Annotated in this window: 17 protein-coding genes; 2 read left to right on the top strand and 15 right to left on the bottom strand. The window is 65.2% G+C overall.

Annotated elements, in window-relative coordinates; genetic code table 11:
• Window positions 1–7: 7 nt before the first annotated feature.
• The 4 genes from KUW00_RS17085 to fabA form a co-directional block, all read right to left on the bottom strand.
• A complete protein-coding gene (locus KUW00_RS17085; RefSeq protein ID WP_108133428.1) occupies window positions 8–571 on the bottom strand; it encodes a PH domain-containing protein in 564 nt (187 codons plus the stop codon).
• Between the two features lie 87 nt (window positions 572–658).
• The gene (locus KUW00_RS17080) at window positions 659–1,414 is read right to left on the bottom strand and encodes a M48 family metallopeptidase (RefSeq protein WP_222569679.1); all 756 of its coding nucleotides are present in this window, start codon (window positions 1,412–1,414) and stop codon (window positions 659–661) included.
• A gap of 292 nt (window positions 1,415–1,706) precedes the next feature.
• A complete protein-coding gene (gene fabB, locus KUW00_RS17075) occupies window positions 1,707–2,924 on the bottom strand; it encodes a beta-ketoacyl-ACP synthase I (protein WP_045990828.1) in 1,218 nt (405 codons plus the stop codon).
• 13 nt (window positions 2,925–2,937) lie between these two features.
• On the bottom strand, window positions 2,938–3,453 hold the full coding sequence (fabA, locus tag KUW00_RS17070; protein WP_045990827.1) for a 3-hydroxyacyl-[acyl-carrier-protein] dehydratase FabA: 516 nt from the start codon (window positions 3,451–3,453) through the stop codon (window positions 2,938–2,940).
• 222 nt (window positions 3,454–3,675) lie between these two features.
• Here fabA and KUW00_RS17065 point away from each other — a divergent pair, with 222 nt between their 5' ends.
• Window positions 3,676–5,532: a putative bifunctional diguanylate cyclase/phosphodiesterase gene (locus KUW00_RS17065; protein ID WP_108133430.1), complete on the top strand. Its 1,857-nt coding sequence runs from the start codon at window positions 3,676–3,678 to the stop codon at window positions 5,530–5,532.
• Between the two features lie 19 nt (window positions 5,533–5,551).
• Here the strand turns inward: KUW00_RS17065 and KUW00_RS17060 are convergent, their stop codons facing one another.
• The 10 genes from KUW00_RS17060 to KUW00_RS17015 form a co-directional block, all read right to left on the bottom strand.
• Entirely contained in the window at window positions 5,552–6,052 is a 501-nt protein-coding gene (locus KUW00_RS17060; RefSeq protein ID WP_222569678.1) for a DUF2878 family protein, read from the bottom strand.
• Window positions 6,053–6,063: 11 nt separating this feature from the next.
• Complete coding sequence (locus KUW00_RS17055) at window positions 6,064–7,332, bottom strand: SAM-dependent methyltransferase (protein ID WP_108133432.1); 1,269 nt, start codon at window positions 7,330–7,332, stop codon at window positions 6,064–6,066.
• Window positions 7,329–8,138, bottom strand: a complete 810-nt coding sequence (locus KUW00_RS17050) for a DUF1365 domain-containing protein (RefSeq protein WP_045990823.1) — start codon at window positions 8,136–8,138, stop codon at window positions 7,329–7,331. The genes KUW00_RS17055 and KUW00_RS17050 overlap by 4 nt, the downstream gene beginning before the upstream one ends.
• On the bottom strand, window positions 8,135–9,466 hold the full coding sequence (locus KUW00_RS17045; protein ID WP_222569677.1) for an NAD(P)/FAD-dependent oxidoreductase: 1,332 nt from the start codon (window positions 9,464–9,466) through the stop codon (window positions 8,135–8,137). Before KUW00_RS17045 ends, KUW00_RS17050 begins: the two co-directional genes overlap by 4 nt.
• Window positions 9,463–10,275: an SDR family NAD(P)-dependent oxidoreductase gene (locus KUW00_RS17040; RefSeq protein ID WP_045990821.1), complete on the bottom strand. Its 813-nt coding sequence runs from the start codon at window positions 10,273–10,275 to the stop codon at window positions 9,463–9,465. The genes KUW00_RS17045 and KUW00_RS17040 overlap by 4 nt, the downstream gene beginning before the upstream one ends.
• Window positions 10,276–10,494: 219 nt before the next feature.
• Complete coding sequence (locus KUW00_RS17035; RefSeq protein ID WP_045990820.1) at window positions 10,495–10,935, bottom strand: nuclear transport factor 2 family protein; 441 nt, start codon at window positions 10,933–10,935, stop codon at window positions 10,495–10,497.
• 229 nt (window positions 10,936–11,164) lie between these two features.
• Window positions 11,165–12,595, bottom strand: coding sequence for a deoxyribodipyrimidine photo-lyase (gene phrB / locus KUW00_RS17030; protein WP_108449192.1), 1,431 nt, complete (start codon window positions 12,593–12,595; stop codon window positions 11,165–11,167).
• Between the two features lie 79 nt (window positions 12,596–12,674).
• Complete coding sequence (locus KUW00_RS17025; protein ID WP_045990818.1) at window positions 12,675–13,586, bottom strand: MerR family transcriptional regulator; 912 nt, start codon at window positions 13,584–13,586, stop codon at window positions 12,675–12,677.
• A 315-nt stretch (window positions 13,587–13,901) separates the two neighbouring features.
• Window positions 13,902–14,288 carry a sirohydrochlorin chelatase gene (locus KUW00_RS17020; protein ID WP_108449193.1) on the bottom strand — a complete coding sequence of 129 codons (387 nt, stop codon included), beginning with the start codon at window positions 14,286–14,288 and terminating at the stop codon, window positions 13,902–13,904.
• A gap of 52 nt (window positions 14,289–14,340) precedes the next feature.
• Window positions 14,341–15,369: an NAD(P)/FAD-dependent oxidoreductase gene (locus KUW00_RS17015; RefSeq protein ID WP_108449194.1), complete on the bottom strand. Its 1,029-nt coding sequence runs from the start codon at window positions 15,367–15,369 to the stop codon at window positions 14,341–14,343.
• Window positions 15,370–15,744: 375 nt separating this feature from the next.
• On the opposite strand from KUW00_RS17015, the gene KUW00_RS17010 reads away from it, so the two are divergent.
• Window positions 15,745–16,656, top strand: a complete 912-nt coding sequence (locus KUW00_RS17010) for a TIGR01777 family oxidoreductase (protein WP_045994219.1) — start codon at window positions 15,745–15,747, stop codon at window positions 16,654–16,656.
• A gap of 146 nt (window positions 16,657–16,802) precedes the next feature.
• Here KUW00_RS17010 and rapA read toward each other — a convergent pair whose 3' ends face one another.
• Window positions 16,803–19,742, bottom strand: a complete 2,940-nt coding sequence (rapA, locus tag KUW00_RS17005) for an RNA polymerase-associated protein RapA (RefSeq protein ID WP_108449195.1) — start codon at window positions 19,740–19,742, stop codon at window positions 16,803–16,805.
• Between the last annotated feature and the right edge of the window lie 209 nt (window positions 19,743–19,951).

Here is a 19,951-nt window from a genome sequence, read left to right as displayed (position 1 = left end):
AAGGCGGTCAAGCCGTCGCTTCGGTGGTGTTTTCCATCTCCTGATAGCCTGTCCGCTGTCTTTCGGCAACGCTCAGGTCATGTACACGCTCTCGCATGCCGTGGACGTCCTTGATGCCGGGAATAAGTTGTTGCGGATGGGTCCGGTCTGCCGTCAGCAGTATCAGGTTGCCCAAACCAAAGAGCCTGAGCAGCAAAGGCTCTGATGTCGACAGGTCGCGGATGCGTGCGATCTCCAACTGATCCACGCGGCGATTCAAGACGCCGTGATAGTAGTAGACTCGGCGCGGTGTGATATCAAACTTGGTGTTGGCCAAGCCAATGATCTTGCAGATGGGGATAATAAGACAGATCGCCCAAAGCGCAATAACAACATGTGATTCTTTCAGAGGAAACAATGGGTCCCCGTAGTATATGCCGATGTATATCTCATAAAAAAATCGCCAGATTTGCTTTGCGAATAACGTTCCAATCGATGCGAGCAACAATCCAACTATCAGCGAACCCACTCCCGCCAGAATCGAAGGCTTCAGCGTTGCGATAACGCTTTCATTCGAGGTGCTGTCGCTCATGGTCTTCTCCTTTTGTCGTTGGTGCGGGCCAAGCGAGTGCGGCAGCTCCGAGCACGCAAGGGCTGAAGCTGCCACCTATCGCCAGTACTAGCCGTTGGCCAGGCGCTCGCGAATATTGTCGGCGCGTTCCATGGAGCCCGGGTGTGACGACATCAGGCTGCTTTCACCGCCGTCGAGCTCGGCGAACTTCTGGAAGCCGGTCATCAGGCCCTCGCGCGGGATGTCTCGCTCGGTCAGTAGATCAAAGGAGAAGTTGTCGGCGTCGCTTTCCTGACTCTGGGAGAACTGGGCGTTGATGAACTTCTCGCTCAGATCACCCAGTTGAGAGTCTGACAGGGTCGCCATCGCGCTGTTGCCGGATGCCGCCATGGCGTCTCTGGCGATCGAGGTAGCGTAGGCCGTCTGCATGGCCTTGCGGCTATGCCCCAGGGCCACGTGACCCAGTTCATGACCCAGCACACCCTCGATCTCGTTGTCGTTCATCATGTCCATCAGCCCGCTGTAGACACGCACGCAGCCGTTGGCCATGGCCCAGGCGTTGATGTCGTCGGTCATGTAGACCTTGTAGTTGACCGGGGTGCCTTCGATCTGGTGGCCCAGGCGGTCGGCAATGCGTTCCAGGCGCTGTGCATACTCAGAGTCAGGCGACGCCAGGACGGATTGGCTGTCCATCTGCTGGCAGCTCTGGTCAGACATGGCCTTGACCTCGGCATCGCTGATGGTGGCGGCGTTGAAGCCGGCGAGCCCGGTGTTGATCATGCTGTCGGTGGACATGTTCTCGCAGCCGGTCAGCAGGGTGGTGCAGCCAAGCACGGCGACAGAAAGCGTAAGGCGTAGGTTCATGCTCATCATCCTTGATGAAAGAGGGAGTCGGGATGGTTCCTGCAGGACAAGGTCCTGATCGGCGGTTGCGCGCGCAGGATCGCGACGGGAGTTTCTGGAGCGCAAGCTGACCGTGTTCGGAGTTGTAGCACGCGCTATTGCAGCGCAACAAACCTACCCATTTTTCGTGTTTTTCAGACAACACTTTGTCAGCAATATCGTCTTGCTCACCCTGGTAGTGGGAATAGCGCTATCCACAAACAACGACGGCGCCCCGAGGGGCGCCGTCGTGTTACTACCTGGCCGGGCTGGATCAGTCGTTGAAGCGCTGCAGCACCAGACAGGCATTGGTACCGCCGAAGCCGAAGCTGTTGGACAGTACGCGATCCAGCTTCACGCCATCACGGCGGCTGGTGACGATATCGAAGCCCTGGGCCTCGTCGTCCAGGTCGCTGACGTTGGCCGAGGCGGCGATGAAGTCGTTCTCCATCATCAACAGCGAGTAGATCGCTTCCTGCACGCCGGTGGCGCCCAGGGAATGCCCGGTCAGAGACTTGGTGGAACTCATTGCCGGGGTGCTGTCACCGAAGACCTCGCGCACCGCCTTGAGCTCGGCCACATCGCCCACCGGCGTGGAGGTGCCGTGGGTGTTGATGTAGTCGATGTCGCCGTCGACGCTGGCCATGGCCTGGCGCATGCAGCGAATGGCGCCTTCACCTGACGGCGCGACCATGTCCTTGCCGTCGGAGGTGGCGCCGTAGCCGACCACCTCGGCGTAGATCTTGGCGCCGCGAGCCTTGGCGTGCTCGAGCTCTTCAAGCACCAGCATGCCGCCGCCGCCGGCGATGACGAAGCCATCGCGGCTCTTGTCGTAGGGGCGAGAGGCGGTCTGCGGGTCGTCGTTGTAGCTGGTCGACAGCGCACCCATGGCGTCGAACAGACACGACAGCGTCCAGTGCTCCTCCTCGCCGCCGCCGGCGAATACCACGTCCTGCTTGCCGAGCTGGATCTGTTCCATAGCGGAACCGATACAGTGGGCAGAGGTGGCGCAGGCAGAAGAGATGGAGTAGTTCACGCCCTTGATCTTGAACGGGGTCGCCAGACAGGCCGAGACGGTGCTGCCCATGGTGCGGGTGACCCGGTAGGGGCCCACACGGCGCAGACCCTTCTCGCGCATCACGTCGGCGGCCTCCACCTGGTTGGCGCTGGAGGCGCCGCCGGACCCGGCGATCAAGCCGGTACGTTCGTTGGACACCTGCTCGGGCGTGAGGCCGGAATCCTCGATGGCCTGGGCCATGGAGACATAGGCGTAGGCCGCAGCGTCACCCATGAAGCGGCGCAGCTTGCGGTCCACCAGTTCGTCCAGGTCGATGTCGACCACGCCGGCGACGTGGCTGCGGAAGCCGCGCTCGGCGTATTCTTCCTTGAAACGAATGCCGGACTGGCCGTTCTTGAGTGCCTCGAGTACCTGTTGCCGGTCATTGCCCAGGCACGACACGATGCCCAGACCGGTGACTACCACTCGTCGCATGGGAGCCTCCTGATCAGAAATTCGCGGTGGAGGTGAACAGGCCGACACGCAGGTCGTTGGCCTGATAGATATCGCGGCCATCGACGGAAACGGTGCCGTCCGCCATGCCCAGAATCAGGCGGCGGGTGATGACGCGCTTGATATTGATGCGGTAGGTGACCTTCTGGGCGTCAGGCATGATCTGCCCGCTGAACTTGACCTCGCCGCAGCCCAGCGCCCGGCCGCGTCCGGGGTGACCGAGCCAACCGAGGTAGAAGCCCACCAGCTGCCACATGGCATCGAGGCCGAGGCAGCCGGGCATGACGGGGTCGCCCGGAAAGTGGCAATCGAAGAACCACAGGTCAGGGCGGATATCGAGCTCGGCGATCAGTTCGCCCTTTCCGTACTCGCCACCCTCTTCGTAAATGCGCGTGATGCGGTCGAGCATCAGCATGTTGGGGGCCGGCAGCTGGGCATTGCCCGGGCCGAACAGCTCACCGCGGCTGCAAGCCAGCAGTTCATCGCGATCAAAAGAGTGTTGCTTGGTCACTGGAGCGTTCCGAGAGTCGAAGTGATGTACGCCGCGCACGGCAATCTGCCGCCATGCGGCCTGCCTAGTCTACTGTTCGTGGGGGCTGAATGCACCCCGTGGGCCTTCGATCATGGTCGTGGTAGACAGAAAGTCTGCTTTGACACTACAGATTTCGGGCAAAGCGCCGATAACGACAGCACACTTTTTTCGCGTTCTCTATCGCGGGAGTCCAATTCGACCATGTGGCCTCGGTTATCTTTCAATCGCCCGCTGATCTGGCTCGGGCTCTCGGCGATGTCAGCCGTCCTGTGGCTGCCGAGCGTCTCGCTCAGGCTCGGTGCGCTGTTGCTGATGGCGGTGGCCATGTGGGACGGCTGGCGTCAGGTGAAGCTCGAGCAGCGTCGCTCGCGGTTGACCGAGCAGGTGATGCGACAGTCGGGGGAGGCGGTGATGATCACCGACGACCAGCACCGTATCCAGGCGGTCAACCCGGCCTTTACCGAGCTCTCGGGGTTCGAGCTGTCCGAGGTGGCCGGCCTCAGCGCCAGCAACCTGGCGGCGGCGCGCCATGACAGTGCCTTCTTCGAGCGCTTCTGGCAGGCGCTGATCAGCGCCGGTCGCTGGGAAGGCGAGCTGTGGCAGCGACGCAAGGATGGCAGCGAGTACCCCATGTGGCTGGAGGTCCAGGTGATCACCGACCCCCATGGCCGCGCCGAGCACCATATCGCCACCTTTACCGATATCTCGCTGCGCAAGGCCCGGGAGCAGGACCTCAGGCGGATCGGTCGGGAAGACCCGCTGACCGGCCTGCCCAACCGTTTCCGTCTTCATGAATTGCTGGCCTCGCGTCTGCGTCATCTGCGTGCCGGTGAGTGCCTGGATCTGGCGCTGATCGATATCGATGGTTTCAAGGAGATCAACGACGGCCTCGGTGTCAGCGCCGGTGATCGATTGCTGGCACGTTTCGGCAAGCGCCTGGCCGGGCATGTGGCCGGCGGTGTGGTCGGGCGGCTGGGCGGGGACGAATTCATGGTCCTGCGTACCACTACCTACGACGACCACGAGCGCTGGGTCGAGGGCTTGAGGAGCCATCTGGGGGAGCCGTTCGAGATCGACGGCAGCACCTTGAGGCTCGGCATTACCATCGGCAGCTGTCGTGCCCCGGAAGACGGCAACGATGATGGCGTGCTGTTTCAGCGCATGGAGGCGGCGCTGGCGTCCGCCCGCCGCCATGGCGGTAATTGCTGCCAGCGCTTTCGGCCTGCCCTGGACGTCGGTGACGGTCCCAATCTGACGCTGCTCAATGACCTGCGGGAAGCGCTGGCCCAGGGAGGACAGCTTGAGCTTCACTACCAGCCACAGCATCGACTCTCCGATGACGCCATGATCGGCATGGAGGCCTTGCTGCGCTGGCGTCATCCCCGCGACGGGATGATCTCCCCGGCGGAGTTCATCCCCCTGGCGGAGCGTCATGGACTGATGGCGCCGCTGGGTGACTGGGTGATTCATCAGGCCTTGACCCAGCTCGCCCACTGGCGCTCGCGGGGGCTATCGCCGCTGCCGGTGTGGATCAACATCTCGGCGATGCAGCTGTTCCAGGGCGACCTGGAGAAGACCCTGGCCACCGGCCGCGCGCGCCATGACGTGGCGTCCCAGTGGCTGGGGCTCGAGCTGACCGAGTCGGTGCTGCTGGACGATCGTGGCGGCGATATCGTGCCGCGCCTGGAGCGATTGCGTGACCTGGGCCATCGCATCGCCCTCGACGACTTCGGTACCGGCTATTCGTCGCTGGGCTATCTCAAGGAGTTGCCGCTGGACAAGCTCAAGCTGGATCGTGCCTTCATCAAGGCGCTGCCGGGTGACAGCGCCGATGCGGCCATCGTCAACGCGGTCACGGCGATGGCCCGAGGGTTGTCACTGGAGATACTGGCCGAGGGCGTCGAAACCGCAGAACAGCGCGACTACCTGCGCCAGGCCGGTTGTGATGAGGTGCAGGGGTACTTCTACGCCCGGCCGATGCCGGCCCACGAGCTCGAAGCCCTGTGGCGGGAAAGCGCTACCCGTCAAGAGGCCAATACCCGTCAGGCGGTGGCCTGATGGCGTCTTCCGCCCTTGTTCAGCCAGAGCGCCGACGCAGGCCGATGCCGATGACCAGGCACAGCGAGGCCCAGATCAGCGCCTGGGTCGGCAGCAGCCAGTCGGCCAGCTCGACGCCCGCCAGTGCCGCGCCGCCCAGGTAGGACGAGGGGCCGCCGATCAGGCCGCCGAGGGCGGCGAGCCAGGGGCGCGCCCATAGCCACTCCAGCGAGTGATGAATCAGGGTGGCGAACAGCGGCCATAGCCACAGCAGCCACAACGCCAGCGGACCGAGGCTCGGGCTCTGCGGGTCGAAGCGATAGCCGCCCAACGCCGCCAGCGAGCCATCGATCACGACCCCAGCCAGCAGAAACCCCAGCAACCAGCGCCATTCTCCGGGCTTGGCCAACCAGCGCAGGTGAGCCACGATCACCGCCAGGGCAATGGCTCCGCCGGCCCAGGCGCCCATCAGCACACAGCCGAACCAGCCCAGCTGGAAGCCCGCCACATTGAGCAGCGAGGCCTGCCAGCGGGGGGGCATCGGTCCCCTGATCACGGCTTGCCGAGCCGAGTTCGCGGCCGCGCATCGGGCTTGGCCAGCAACAGGTGGCAGGTGCTGATGGTGCGCTCCGCGAAACCCGCCTCGCAGTAGCACAGATAGTAGCGCCACATGCGCACAAAACGCTCGTCGTAGCCCAGCTTGCCGACCTGATCGAGGCTCGCCTCGAAACGCTGGCGCCACTCACGCAGGGTGCGGGCGTAGTGCGGGCCGATATCATCCAGATCGACCAGGTTCATCGAGGTGTGTTTCGTCAGGTTCTGCAGCAGTACCGTGGGCGATGGCAGAAAACCACCGGGAAAGATGTAGCGCTTGATGAAGTCCATCTCTCTGCGCGCCGCTTCATAGCGCTGGTCACGTACGGTGATGGCCTGCAGCAACGCCAGCCCCTGGGGCGCCAGCAACTGGTCCAGGGTCTTGAGGTAGCGCGGCAGGTAGTCGGCGCCGACCGCCTCCACCATCTCCACCGAAATCAGCCGGTCATAGCGCCCGCTAAGTTCGCGGTAGTCCTCGTTGAGCAGGGTGACCTGGTCCTCGAGTCCCTCCTCGGCCAGGCGGCGAGCGGTATGCTCGTATTGCTCGCGGGAGATGGTGGTGGTGGTCACCCGGCAGCCGCGGGTACGGGCGGCATGGATCGCGAGTCCGCCCCAGCCGGTGCCGATCTCCAGCAGGTGGTGGTGAGGTCTGACGTCTAGCTTGTCGAGCATGACATCGAGCTTGTGCGTCGAGGCCTGCTCGAGGGTAGCCTCCGGGGAGGGGAAGATGGCACTGGAGTACATCCAGTGTTCACGGTCCAGAAAGGTCGCGAACAGGTCATTGCCGATGTCGTAGTGGGCCGCAATGTGGCGCCGGGAGCCCTTGCGGGTATTGCGCTGCAGACGCAGCAGCGTGGACAGCAGGGCGCGTCCCAGGCCGGCCAGGCCGCCTTCCACATCGTCATTGACCCGGTCGATGTTGCGCGCAAACAGACGCACCAGTCCGACCAGATCGTCCACGTCCCAGTCACCGTCCATGTAGGCTTCTGCCGCCCCCAGGGTGCCGCCCAGCGCCATGCGCTTCCACACCCGACTGCGGCGTACCACCAGGGTTACGCTCAGTTCCCCCTGTTCCCCAAGCTGATGGCGCTCATGGCCGTCGACAAGGGTGATGCTGCCGTGGCGCAGTTGGCCCAATTGCGCCAGCACCCGAGGCTTGAGCCAGTGGCTGAGCCTGTCGCCGCGTCGGCTGATGGTGACGCCTTGTTCGCTCCTGAGTGTGGTCAAGACGGAGTCTCCTCGGATCTGGATGAGAGGCCTTCGGCCGGCGGTGGGTGATCGTGCAGCGGGACGCCCTTGAGCCACAGCCTGATTGCCTCCCAGTGGATGGCAGCCAGGGTCTTGGTGGCCATCCAGGGTTGCCGCGCAAGGCCGGCGAGCAGCGCCGGTCGGGTAGCCGGCCGGCCTGCCAGGGTCAGGGTGGCATCGAAGTGGCGCTGGCCATCCCGCCAGGTCTCCATGTGCATGGCGAGCTCACGCCCCGGGCTGTTGAAGCGCCAGTGGTAAGTCATGCCCATGGGCAGAAAGGGCGATACGTGCAGGTCCTTGTCGAACTCAGCGCGGTGGCTGTGACGCTCGGGGTCTACCGCGGCAGCGTAACGGGTGCGCTCGCGCCAGGGGGTATTGGTGACTTCACCGAGTATCGCGCCCAGACGCTCGCGTCCCTCGCCGTCGGGTTCGTGGTAGAGGTAGTAGAGCGAGATGGGATTGAACGACACCCAGGGAGAGCCAAGCTGGGTCAGCAGGCAGACCCGGCCCTGGGGCGCCTGGCCCAGGCGCTCGCGGACCTCGGCCCTGGCGGCGTCGGCCAGGGTTATCTCGCTGCCCCGTGCCGGCAGGTAATCCTCGCGCCTGAAGCGGGCCAGCGCCGGCCTGCGGGCACTGAAGCCGGGCACCCGGTCGAACAGTTCGGGCAGCTCCTCCAGGTCGAGCCAGGCCATCCATACGCGATAGGCAAACTCGTGGGGTCGCGGCAGAAAGCGCCGATGGCGCAGGGTGCCGCGGTAGATCCGCGAACGCGGCTTGGCGATCATGGTGCCACCGCCTCCAGCCGCTCATGGTCGCTTTCCTCGCAGCCCAGCGCCTTTGCCACCCGCAGCGCGCTCCATACGCCATCCTCGTGAAAGCCGTTGCGCCAGTAGGCGCCACAGAAGTGAGTACGCAGCGCCGCAGAGGAGATCTCGGCATGACGCGCCTGGGCCAGGCTACCCTGGGCCGTGAACTGGGGATGGGCGTAGCGAAAGCGCCCGAGCACCTTGGCCGGGTCGATGCTGTCGGCGTCGTTCAGGGTCACGCAGAAGGTGTGCGGCGCGCTCAGGCGCTGGAGGATATTCATGTCGTAGGTGACCGAGACCCGGTCAGCGTCGCTGCGGCTGTCGAGGCGATAGTTCCAGCTGGCCCAGGCGCGCCGACGGCGCGGCAGCAGGCGAGTATCGGTGTGCAGTACCACCTCGTTGTCGGCGTAGGGCAACGCCGACAGCACCTCGCGTTCGGCGTAGCTGGGGTCATCGAGCAGCCCGAGCGCCTGGTCGGCGTGGCAGGCCAGCACCAGTTGGTCGAAGTGTTCCTCGCCGGCATCGGTGCGCAGCACCACGCCGTCGTGTTCCCGACGAATACCGCGCACCGGCGTCGCCATGCGGATGGCGTCGGCGTAGGGCGCCACCATGGCATCGATATAGCCGCGCGATCCCCCTTCCACGGTGTACCACTGGGGCCTGTCGTTGACCGACAGCAGCCCATGGTGGTGGAAGAAGCGCAGGAAAAAACGTGTGGGAAAGGCGCGGATATCGGCCAGGCTGGCCGACCAGATGGCGCCCCCCATGGGCAGCAGGTAGTGGCGCTGAAAGTCGTCGCTGAAGCCATGGCCATCGAGATAGTCGCCAAGGGGCATCAGCAGGGCATCGCTGGACGTATCCTGGCCCGGTCGCGCCAGATCGGCGATGGCCAGTCGGTTGAAGCGCAGGATCTCGCCCAGCAGGCGGTAGAACGCAGGGCGCAGCAGGTTGCGACGCTGGGCAAACAGCGAGGTCAGGGTGTGGCCGTTGTACTCGAAGTCGCGGTCGGTGCGATGCACCGAGAAGCTCATCTCGGTGGCCTGAGCGTTCACCCCGAGGTGTGCCAGCAGGCGCTGGAAGTGCGGATAGGTGCGATCGTTGAAGACGATGAAGCCGGTGTCGATGGCGTAGTCCCGTCCGTCCAGGCTGACATCCACGGTAGCGGTGTGTCCCCCCAGCCGGTCGGCGGCCTCGAACAGCGTCACCCGGTGACGCGCGCTCAAGTAGCGGGCGGCGGCCAGGCCGCTGATACCCCCACCGATCACCGCGATGCGCTGGGCCTCGAACGGCGGTTGAAGGCGAGTCACTGGTTGCGTTCCTTGTGGGGGGTGGAAGCGTCATCGTCTTCGCGCCTGACCAGGCGCTTGCCCAGGGCGATCCTCAGCCGCAGGGGCAGGATGCCCATGAACTTGACCAGGTAGGTGAAGCGCCGCGGGAAGTGGATGTCCCGTCGGCGTGCCGACAGTCCTTCGAAGATCGCCTTGGCCGCCTGTTCCGGCGTGACCGCCATGGGCATGGGGAAGTCGTTGCGTTCGGTCAACGGCGTCTTGACGAAGCCGGGGTGGATGACGCTGACGTCGATGCCTTGATGGGCCAGGTCGAGTCGCAGCGACTCGAGAAAGTAGCTCAGTGCCGCCTTGGACGCGCCGTAGGCTTCGGCACGCGGAAGCGCCAGATAGGCCGAAGCACTGGACGTCGCCACGATCTGCGGGCGGGCACCCTGGCGTCGGGCCTTGTGCAACAGCGGCAGAGCCACCTCGATGCCATGGATGGTGCCGAAGAAGTTGGGTTCGAAGTTGTCGCGAACCAGGGTGGTGTCGACGCGGCCGCCGTCGAGGTAGACGCAGGTCCCGGCGTTGAAGATCACCATGTCGAGGCCGTCGAAGGCCTCGTCGATGCGTGCGGCGGCGTCCTGCATCGACGCGCGGTCGGTGATGTCGGCGGGGACCGGCATGGCATTCTCGTGATCCTTGGCCAGTCGTTCGAGGCCAGCCTTGCCGCGCGAAGTCAGGGCGACGCGATGGCCATCGTCGAGCAGGCGTCGTGCCAGTGCCTCGCCGATGCCGGAGGTGGCGCCGGTCAGCCAGATGCGCTGAGGGTTGGGGTCGCGTGCCATCTACTGTCGCTCCTTTTGCGGTGCGGCCTTGCTGTCTGAGCTTGCTGTGGGCTCGATTCAAGCTCGCTGCGATTCACGCTTGTCGAGATTCACTCTTGTTGTACAAGGTCGGATCAGAATTCTGGGCCTGCTGTCAGCTACGTATCGGCGCCGTCCATGGTTTCAGCCGACGGTGCGTATATTTACCGAAGGCGCGGGCATTGGCCGGCGCTGCCAGCCTCAACCGGCGGCGTATCGCTTGATGCTGCGTATCACCGCGCCGAGCAACGGCAGGCGCTCGTAGAGCAGCGCACCGGCGTCGAAGTGGTCCTGGTGGTGGACCACCTTGCCGCCGTCTGGTGAGGCGAAGCGCAATACCGAGCAGCCTTCTACGTCGATCTGGCGGCCTTTGCAAAGGCGCCGGTGGCGCAGCGCCATGGTCCAGCACACGAAGCCCCGGTCGCCGTCCCGCAGGCCATGGTGAAAGCGGAAGCGGCAGTCGATCACGTTGGCGTATAGGGCGTCGAAGTCGCGCTTCAGTGCCTCTATGCCTTCCACCCGATGCAATGGGTCGATAAAGACGATGTCACTAGAATATATACTGTATAGCTTTTCTGTACAGGTATTGTCTAGTTTATTGAAGGTGTCGCAAAAGGTCGCCAGCACAGGGTCCTGGATCATGGGGTGCTCCTTGTCGGTGTTGTTGTCGTCGGCAGATCGGACTGAGGTGGATCGGGCTTAGGTGGATCGGGCTTAGGTGGATCGGTCTGAGGTGGTCAGGGCTTAGGTGGTTCGGGCTTAGGTGGTCAGGGTTTAGAGGGTTCGGGCTGGTGCGGATCAGCAAAGGGACCTCAGAATGACTCTGGCTTGTGCCGGGCTATCTCACGCCAGGCCAAGCCAGACAGTGTCCTTATCCCGCGTCCTTCGACAGGCTCTTGAAGGCGTCGAGTGCGCGCTCGCGGGCGGCGCGGTGGTCGACGATGGGGGCGGGGTAGTCGAGGTCGGTGAGCAGATCCCGGGTCGGGGCATGTCGCTTCTTCGGCGCCAGTGACGCAAGCTCCGGCACCCAGCGCGCGATGAACTCGCCTTCGGGATCGAAGCGTTCGGATTGGGTGGTGGGGTTGAAGATGCGGAAGTAGGGCGCGGCGTCGGTACCGGTGGACGCCGCCCACTGCCAGCCGCCGTTGTTGGCGGCGAATTCACCGTCGACCAGGTGCTCGAGGAAGAATCGCTCTCCACGTCGCCAGTCGATCAACAGATGCTTGGACAGGAACATGGCGGTCACCATGCGCAGGCGATTGTGCATCCAGCCGGTGGCGACCAGCTGGCGCATGGCGGCATCGACCAGCGGATAGCCGGTGCGTCCTTCGCACCAGGCGGCAAAATCCTCGGGGGCATCGCGCCAGTCCAGGGCCTCGGTGTGGCGTTGAAAGGCCCGATGGCGGCATACCCTGGGGAAGCCTGTGGCCACGTGCTGGTAGAACTCTCGCCACACCAGTTCGCTGACCCAGGCGGTCAGGCCGGCGTCGCCGTCGCTCAAGCTACCGTCGTTGACCGCCATCACCGCCTGCATGCACTGACGCCAGGAGATCATGCCCAGCGCCAGATAGGGCGATAGCTCGCTGGTGCCGCGTCTGGCCGGGAAGTCCCGCTGCTCCTTGTAGCGCTTCGCCGGGCTGTCAGGGAAACCTCGCAGAAAGCGCGACAGGCGGTCACTGGCGGCCTCCTCGCCGGCCGGCCAGTGGCGACCATCCACGCTCTTGTTCGGATAGTCGGGGCGCTGGCTGGCGCTGGAGGACAGCTCCAGCGGCGCCTGGCGCTCCGGTGGGTCCAGCACCTCGAGTCGCTCGGCGCTGATGGCCTTGTGCCAGGCCTTGGCGAAGGGGGTGAAGACGCCGTAGTAGTCGCCCTTGCCGGTGAGCAGCTCGCCGGGACTGAAGGCCACGGCGTCGCGCAGGGCACGCGCCTCGAGGCCGCTGTGCTCGGCCTGCGCCAGCACCGCCTGGTCGCGCTTGACCTCATCGAGGGGGTACTCGCGATTGAAATAGAGGGCGTCGGCGCCGAGCTCCTCGGCCAGCGCCATCAGTGCCTGGGGGGCGTCATCGAAGCGCGGCACCTGACGCTGGATCAACGGGATATTGCGCTCGGCCAGGGCTTCGCCCAGGGCCTCCACGCCACGACACAGAAAGTCGAGCTTGTTGTCGCCGTGGCCGTGTTCGCGCCACTGCTGCTCGGCGTGCAGAAAGACCCCGATGACCGGGCCGCGTCGGGCGGCGTGGTAAAGCGCAGTATTGTCGTGAATACGCAGATCGCTGCGAAACCAGACCAGAGTGACAGGCATGGGGAGCTCCCGCGAATCGTGTCGTGGTTAGAGGGGGCATCGCGCCGCGACGGGGATGATCAGGCTGTCTTGTCGTGGCTCAGTGCTGGCGAATCAGTGGCCTCAGCCGGTCCAGCGCCATGGGGATGTCGTCACCGAGCACCTCGATCTGGCTGTCGGCCAGTTCGGCGGCGCGGATGCGTGCCACCGGGCCGCACAGCGCCAGCGGAGTGTCGAGCTGTTCGGCCAGGCGAGGCAGCAGTCGACGGACCACGTCGGAGCGTTCAGCCTTGCCGCTGCACAGCACCACCGCACCGGGGCGCAGGCGCTCCAGCGCCAGCGGCAGATCGGTGAACGGCAGCGGCGCATCCATCAGGGCGATGCGGTAGCCGCGTTCACTGGCGGCGAGCGCCAGCATCAGGGTCCACAGCGAACCATCATCGTCTGGCAGGGTGTCCAGCAGCAGGGTGGAACCACGGGCGGTGCGATTGGCGTGAAACAGGCGAATACCGATGCGCGTGCGCAGGAAGCTCTCCAGACTGCGTCGCTGCAAGGCCGCGCCAAGCTGCCCTTCCCAGCGCTCCTCGAGTTCCTGGACCACCGGCTGCCATAGCTCACTGATGCAGGTGCCGACCGGGTAGAGGGCCAGGGACTGCTGGTACAGGCCGTCCAGATGATCCATGTCGAGGGCATCCACCGCGCCCAGCATCTGGCGGCGCTGCGAGGTCCAGTCACCGGCGGCGGGCGGTGCCGTCTCGGCGGGCTCGGGCTGGGTCAACAGGTCCTTGACCTGACTGACCGGGACACCGCGGTTGAGCCATTGCAGAATACGCTCGACCCGCTCGATGTCTTCCCGAGCGTAGAGGCGATGCCCCTTGGGCGTGCGGCGCGGCTCGATCAGTCCGTAGCGCCTCTCCCAGGCACGCAGGGTCACCGAATTGACCCCGGTGAGCCGCGACACTTCGCGGATGGGGTAGAGAGGAGATTCGGTGGGGGGCGCCGTATGACTCATGAGGGCCTCGATGCGTGTCCTGGTGCGATTGTGAAGGCGCAAGCTGCGCCCTGTCCCTGGAAGTTGTCGATGGCGTAGGTGACTCGACGTTTCCGTAGCTGTACAGACGCTACAAAGTGTACAACAGTTTTACCGCTTTTCGCTCACGCTGATTGAACGTCTAGGCTTAGTCTGAAAAGTCGGCGAGCGAAGGTTAGACAAGGCAAAAATCGGTGAGACAGCGCAGTTTACGGGGTGTAAATGAGCATGTTGATCCGATTTTTAACGCCGTATTACCGAGCGTAGGCACTTTTCAGACAAGCCCTAGGGGGCTGATCAGGGGGCGGGTGACAGCGTCTCGCCGACCTGGTCGGCCACTGCGCTTGCCAGCGCCTCGACGAACACGGGGTGTTCTCCTACCGGCGCCAGCAGCGTCAGCTCGAGCCCCGGGTGTTCGCTGCGCAGGGCGTCGATCTGGGCAGGCACATCCTTGCGCAGATGACGACCGGCGGCGAAGAACAGCGGCAGCACCTCGATGCGGGTAGCACCGGCTGCGCTCAGTTCGGCCACGGTGGACTCCAGCGACGGCTCGCACAGCTCCATGTAGGACAGCCGGATCGGCGTGCCAAGGCGTGGCGCCAGGGCGTCGCGGAAGTGCTCGAAGGGCGCCCGCCAGTTGGGATCGCTGGAGCCGTGTGCAAGTAGTACCAGTGCGTATGACATGTTCGGTTTCCTGATGACCTGAAAATGGGTAAGCCTGCGACTGGCGCCCGCTTCAGGCGTCGGTGGCAGTACGATGCAGGGCCTCGGCGACGTGCACGCCCGACAGCCAGGCATCCTCGATACGTCCGCCGCGCAGACCGTCACCGGCCAGTGCCAGGCCATCCTCGCCGAGACGGTGATCGGGCGCCGCCAGCGTAAGGTCCGCGGTGGCGTAGCGCCAGCGATGGGCACCGCTGGCCGTGATCTGGGGCAGAGAGGAACCTGTCGGCAACCGGGTTGCGAGGGCCTTCTGCAGGGCTGCCGTCAGCCTGCTGGCCACGTCCTCGGCGTCGTCCTCGAGATGGCGCTGACTCCATTCGTCCCGGGCCAGCAGCGAAAGCGTCTCGCTCTGGTGCTCGCGCCCGGGCTTGCGATTGTGGCGAACCGCCAGGCGCAGCGGCCCCTGGTCAAAGCGTACCACTGGCCAGTCGGCGTCGATGCCCTCGAGCGTCAGCGCTGTGTCGAAGCGCACCCAGGCACTCCAGCAGGGCAGCATGCGGATCTCACGACAGGCCTTCGCCAGCGCCTCGTCGTGGGGGCGCAGCAGGGGTTCGGCCTGGGCCGCCGGCGCGGTCACCACCACCCGGTCGAAGGGGCCGTAGCTGTCGCCCTGCGGGTCCTCTAGCCACCAGCCGTCCAGGCGATCGGTCAAGCGGGTGACGCGAGTCGCCGCAAACAGCTCATGGGGGGCGGCCAGGTGGCGGGTGATGGCGCTCATGCGTGGAGTGCCGCAGTAACGATGTTGATCGTCGCCTTCCTCATGCCAGGCGCCCGAGGCGTCGACCCGATAGCTGGAGGGCGGCCAGGGCGTGGCCACCCCTGCGGCTTCCCAGCGGTCGACCTCGGCGGCGAAGGCAGCGTCACGCACGCTGAAGTATTGAGCACCCAGGTCGAGGGATTCGTCTCCCTCCCGGCGAGAACTGGCGCGCCCACCGGGTCCTCGGCCCTTGTCGAACAGCACCGCACGGTGACCGTGTCGGCGGAGCTGGCCGGCGCAAGCCAGGCCGCTGAACCCCGCTCCAATGATGGCGACCTGCAGCATCGACGGAAGCCCTCCTCGAGTCTGTGGTGTCAGTATCTTGGATGTAGCGTATAAGTGATGTACAACTTGAGTCAAATGAAGTCCTAGGCTCTGTCCGAAAAGTCGACGAGCGAAGGTTAGACAAGGCAAAAATCGGTGAGAAAGCGCAGTTTACGGGGTGTAAATGAGCATTTTGACCGGGCTGGCGCACCAGCCGATTTTTAACGCCGTATTACCGAGCGCAGGCACTTTTCAGACAAGCCGTAGACCGGCCAGCGCACAACCGACTAGGCTGAAATCAGGCTGGTCGCACGCTGCGGTGGTCGCTGCCGTCAGAGAGGGCCGACGGTATGTGGTCGGGACCAGGGATCGTTGTGTATTGCGAGAGGACAAGCTATGCGAGTACTGATCACCGGTGGCAGTGGCTTTGTGGGCCAGCGTCTGTGTCGACGCTTGGTGGACGCCGGTCACCGCGTACAGGTGGTCTCCCGCTCACCGGCGCAGGCGGCGAAGGTGCTGCCCGAAGGAGCGGATGTACGGGTCAGCGCGCTGGACTTCGTCGACGCGCCGCCGGGGGTGCTGGTCAACCTGGCAGGCGAGCCCATTGCCGACAAGCGCTGGAGTGACACTCAGAAGGAAAGACTTATCGATTCGCGCATCAACGCCACCAGGGAACTGGTGATGCTGTGCGAACAGCTGTCGCAGACCGCCAAGGCCCCCAGGGTGCTGGTCAGTGGTTCGGCCATGGGCTTCTACGGCGATCAAGGCGGGGGCGAGGATGCGCCGACGGTAACCGAGCAGACAGCGCCCCATGATGAATTTGCCCACCGCCTGTGCAAGCGCTGGGAACAGGCCGCCGCTGGAGTGAAGGACTTCGGCGTGCGCCTGGCGATCCTGCGCACCGGCCTGGTGCTGGATGAAGGCGGCGGCATGCTCAAGAAGCTGCTGCCACCGTTCAAGCTGGGGCTGGGGGGGCGGCTCGGCAAGGGCGATCAGTATATGCCCTGGATCCATCGCGAGGATCTGGTGGAAATGATCCTGTGGTTGATCGAGAAGGAGCACCTGAGCGGGCCCTTCAACGGCAGTGCCCCGGAGCCCGTCACCAACCGCGAGTTCACCGAAGCGATCGGGCGTCACCTGAAGCGCCCGACGCCCTTTCCGGTGCCGGCGATGGTGCTGGAGACCGCCTTCGGCGAGATGTCGCGGCTGCTGCTGACCGGCGCGCGCATGGTGCCGCAGCGCTTCGAGGAGGAGGGCTTCAGCTTTCGCTACCCGACCCTGGACAAGGCGCTGGACGACATTCTTTAAGACGGCGCGAGTTCCGCTGTTCGACACCGGCGGTCGCTACTGCCGGTCGATACCCCAGGCGACTCACGTTACGCCAAGGCCTTGCACCGGACACATCTCGCAAACAGCAGGAGCCCCGCGCTGTCGGTCGCAGCGCGGGGCCACCCTTAGCGGCTGTCGTCGTCGATGGTCACGATCACACGCACGGCGTCCAGGCGCAGGCGGGTGCCTTCGATGGCCTGGTCCAGCGCCTGGCGCTCGTCGCGCAGGGCGGTGATCTCGTCCTCGCGTACCGACGGGTTGCGCTGTGCCAGGGCCTCGAGTCGGGTCAGCTCGTTGTCCAGCGTCTGGCGCATGCGCACCTGGGCGGCCTCGACGATCGTCGGCAGCTCTCGCTGGGCCTCGGCCTCGGCGCTGTCGAGCAGGTCTCGCAGCTGGTCGTGACGACTCTTGATCAGGTCCCGCGCCACCGCCTTCTTGACCTTCTTGAGGTTCTTCGAAAGACCGGTGAAAGACACCTTGTCGGTGAGGTTGGCGCCGGACTCGTCGAGCAGCACCCGCACCGCGGTGGGCGGCAGGAAGCGATTGAGGTGCAGGCGCTTCGGTGCCGGACAGTGGGTGCGGAACACCAGCTCCGCCATCAGCCGGCCGGCAGGGATCGCCGGATGCTTGAGCAGGGCAAGGGCGGTGTTGCCCATGTTGCCGTCGAGGATGCGGCCCATCATCTCGCGCAGCAGCGGGTGTTCCCAGGACAGCCGCTGGACGTCGTCCCGGGCCAGCGCGCGGGAGCGCGAGGTGGTCACGGTGAAGCCTTCCTCGCCCTTCACCAGCCCTGGCAGGCCGTCGAGCATGTGCGAGCCCGGTGACAGCAGGGTCAGGTCGTTGCCAAGTTCGCGACTGTCGACGCCGAAGATGTCCAGCGCCTGGTCGAGGTAGCGTGGCAGGGCGCGGTCCTCGTCGAGTTCGACGATCCCCTGCTTGACCGACTCGACCCGCTCGGGACGGCAGGCGTTGAGCTCCAGCAGGCGATTGCGACCGGCGTCGCGTTCCGCCAGCTTGGCGTCGAACAGCGCGCGGGTCTCGCCGATGACTTCTTCCAGGGCCTCGTCGTCGAGCAGGCTCTCGGCCAGGTCGTCGCCGAAGGCGTCGAACAGGTCATTGCCGATACCGTGCGGCGCACTGAAGGCGTCCATCCCCTCCTGATACCAGCGCAGCAGTTTCTCGCCGGGGCTGCCTTCGAACACCGGCACATGGATCTCGATGGCGTGGCGCTGGCCGATGCGATCGAGACGGCCGATGCGCTGCTCGAGCTGGTCCGGGTGGAGCGGCAGGTCGAACATCACCAGATGACGACAGAACTGGAAGTTGCGGCCTTCGGAGCCGATCTCGGAACACACCAGCACCTGGCAGCCGTCCTCGTCATCGGCGAAGGCGGCGGCGGCACGGTCGCGCTCGACCAGCGACAGGTCCTCGTGGAACACCGGCGCCTGTACTCCGCCGAGCACGCGCAGGCCGTCGGACAGCCCCTGGGCGGTCTCGCGGTCGTGGGCGATCACCAGTACCTTGTCGTCGCCCATCTCGGTCAGCCGTTCAAGCAGCCAGGTCACCCGGGGGTCGAACTGCCACCAGGGTTCGGCGTTGAGAGGGTCCTCGGTCAGGGCGCTGTACATGCCGTCCAGATAGACCATCACCTCGGGGTGGTCGAGGCCGGTCTCGATCAGCAGCTCGTCGAGGTAGTCCTCGTCCCGCGCCAGGCGACGCAGCACTCGGCGATAGGACGACGGCAGCTCCAGCTTGTCGACGTGCAGGCGACGTTCAGGGAAGCCGCCTACGTGGCGACGGCTGTTGCGGAACATCACCCGGCCGGTGCCGTGGCGGTCGAGCAGCTGGTCTCGCAGCTGGGCGCTGGCCTGCTGGCGCTGTTCCAGGCTGCATTCGGGGTTGGACAGGGTCGCCAGCAGCGCCTGGCTGTCGCCGTCGTCGGCGACCGCGCCGATGGTGTCCCGGGCGCCGGCATCCAGCGGCCCGTCGACATCGCCCAGGGCGTCGATGGCCTCGGCCACCGCCACATAGCCCTGCTCTTCGGCGCGGAAGGCCTCCAGGTCCGAGTAGCGTTCGCGATCGAGCAGGCGCAGCCTGGCAAAGTGGCTGGCCAGCCCCATCTGTTCCGGCGTCGCGGTCAGCAGCAGCACGCCGTCGGTGGCGCCGGCCAGGCGCTCGACGCAGGCGTAGCCGGGGCCGACCTCGTCCTCGCTCCACTCCAGGTGGTGGGCTTCGTCGACGATCAGCAGGTCCCACTCGCAGGCTTCGGCCTGTTGCTGACGGTGGGTGTTGGCGAACAGCCAGTCCTGGCTTGCCAGCACCAGCTGGCCGGCCTCGAAGGGATTGGCATCGCCATGGGCCTGGCTCTGCTGTTCGTCGAGCAGGGTCACCGACAGCGAGAAGCGTCGCAGCAATTCCACCAGCCACTGGTGAGTCAGGCTCGCCGGCACCAGGATCAGCGCGCGCTCGACCCGCCCGGTCAGCAGCAGGCGATGCAGGATCAGTCCGGCTTCGATGGTCTTGCCGAGGCCGACTTCATCGGCCAGCAGCACGCGAGGCGCCTGACGCGAGGAGACCTCGTCGGCGATGTACAGCTGATGGGGGATCAGATCGATGCGTGGGCCGGCCAGACCCAGCGCCGGGTTCTGCTCGATGCGATGGTAGTGATGCAGGGTGCGAAAGCGCAGGTCGAACCAGTCGTTGCGATCGACCTGGCCGGTCAGCAGACGATCTCGGGCCTGGTCGAACTGCATGCTGTCGGCCAGCCGGGCCTCCGGCAATTCGCACAGCTCGCCCTTGTCGTCTTCGCCGATATAGACGATCAGGCCATCGATTTCCTTGGTGTCGTCCACCGTCATCTGCCAGCCCTCGGCGGACTGGATGCGATCACCACTGCCGAAGGCGACTCGGGTCAACGGGGCAAGACGGGTACTGTAGGTGCGGGTTTCCTGGCTGGCGCCGAAGAGCACGGTGACGCTGCGCGCGTCGCAGTTCAGGATAGTGCCCAGGCCGAGTTCGGCCTCGCCGTCGCTGATCCAGCGCTGGCCGGGAGAGAAGTCGCTCATGATGCCTCGGGAGATGCGTCGTTACGGTTCGTGGTCGCGGGCCAGGCCCGCCGCCGACAGGGCGCGGTATCTTACAGCAATCTTCAGTCTGGCTTAAGCGCCATCGTCATGCCCGTGATCAGATGTCGCATGGCGGCTGAAACCTTCGCATCGAGGCGTTCCCGAAACGCCCCCGCGCTTGCCGCCGTGCCCGGGCCAGCGATGAGCTC

The sequence above is a fragment of the Halomonas sp. DP5N14-9 genome, assembly GCF_019802175.1.
GTDB lineage: Bacteria > Pseudomonadota > Gammaproteobacteria > Pseudomonadales > Halomonadaceae > Halomonas > Halomonas litopenaei.
Note: the sequence above shows the minus strand (reverse complement) of the source record. Positions and strands in the feature narration are given on the sequence as shown.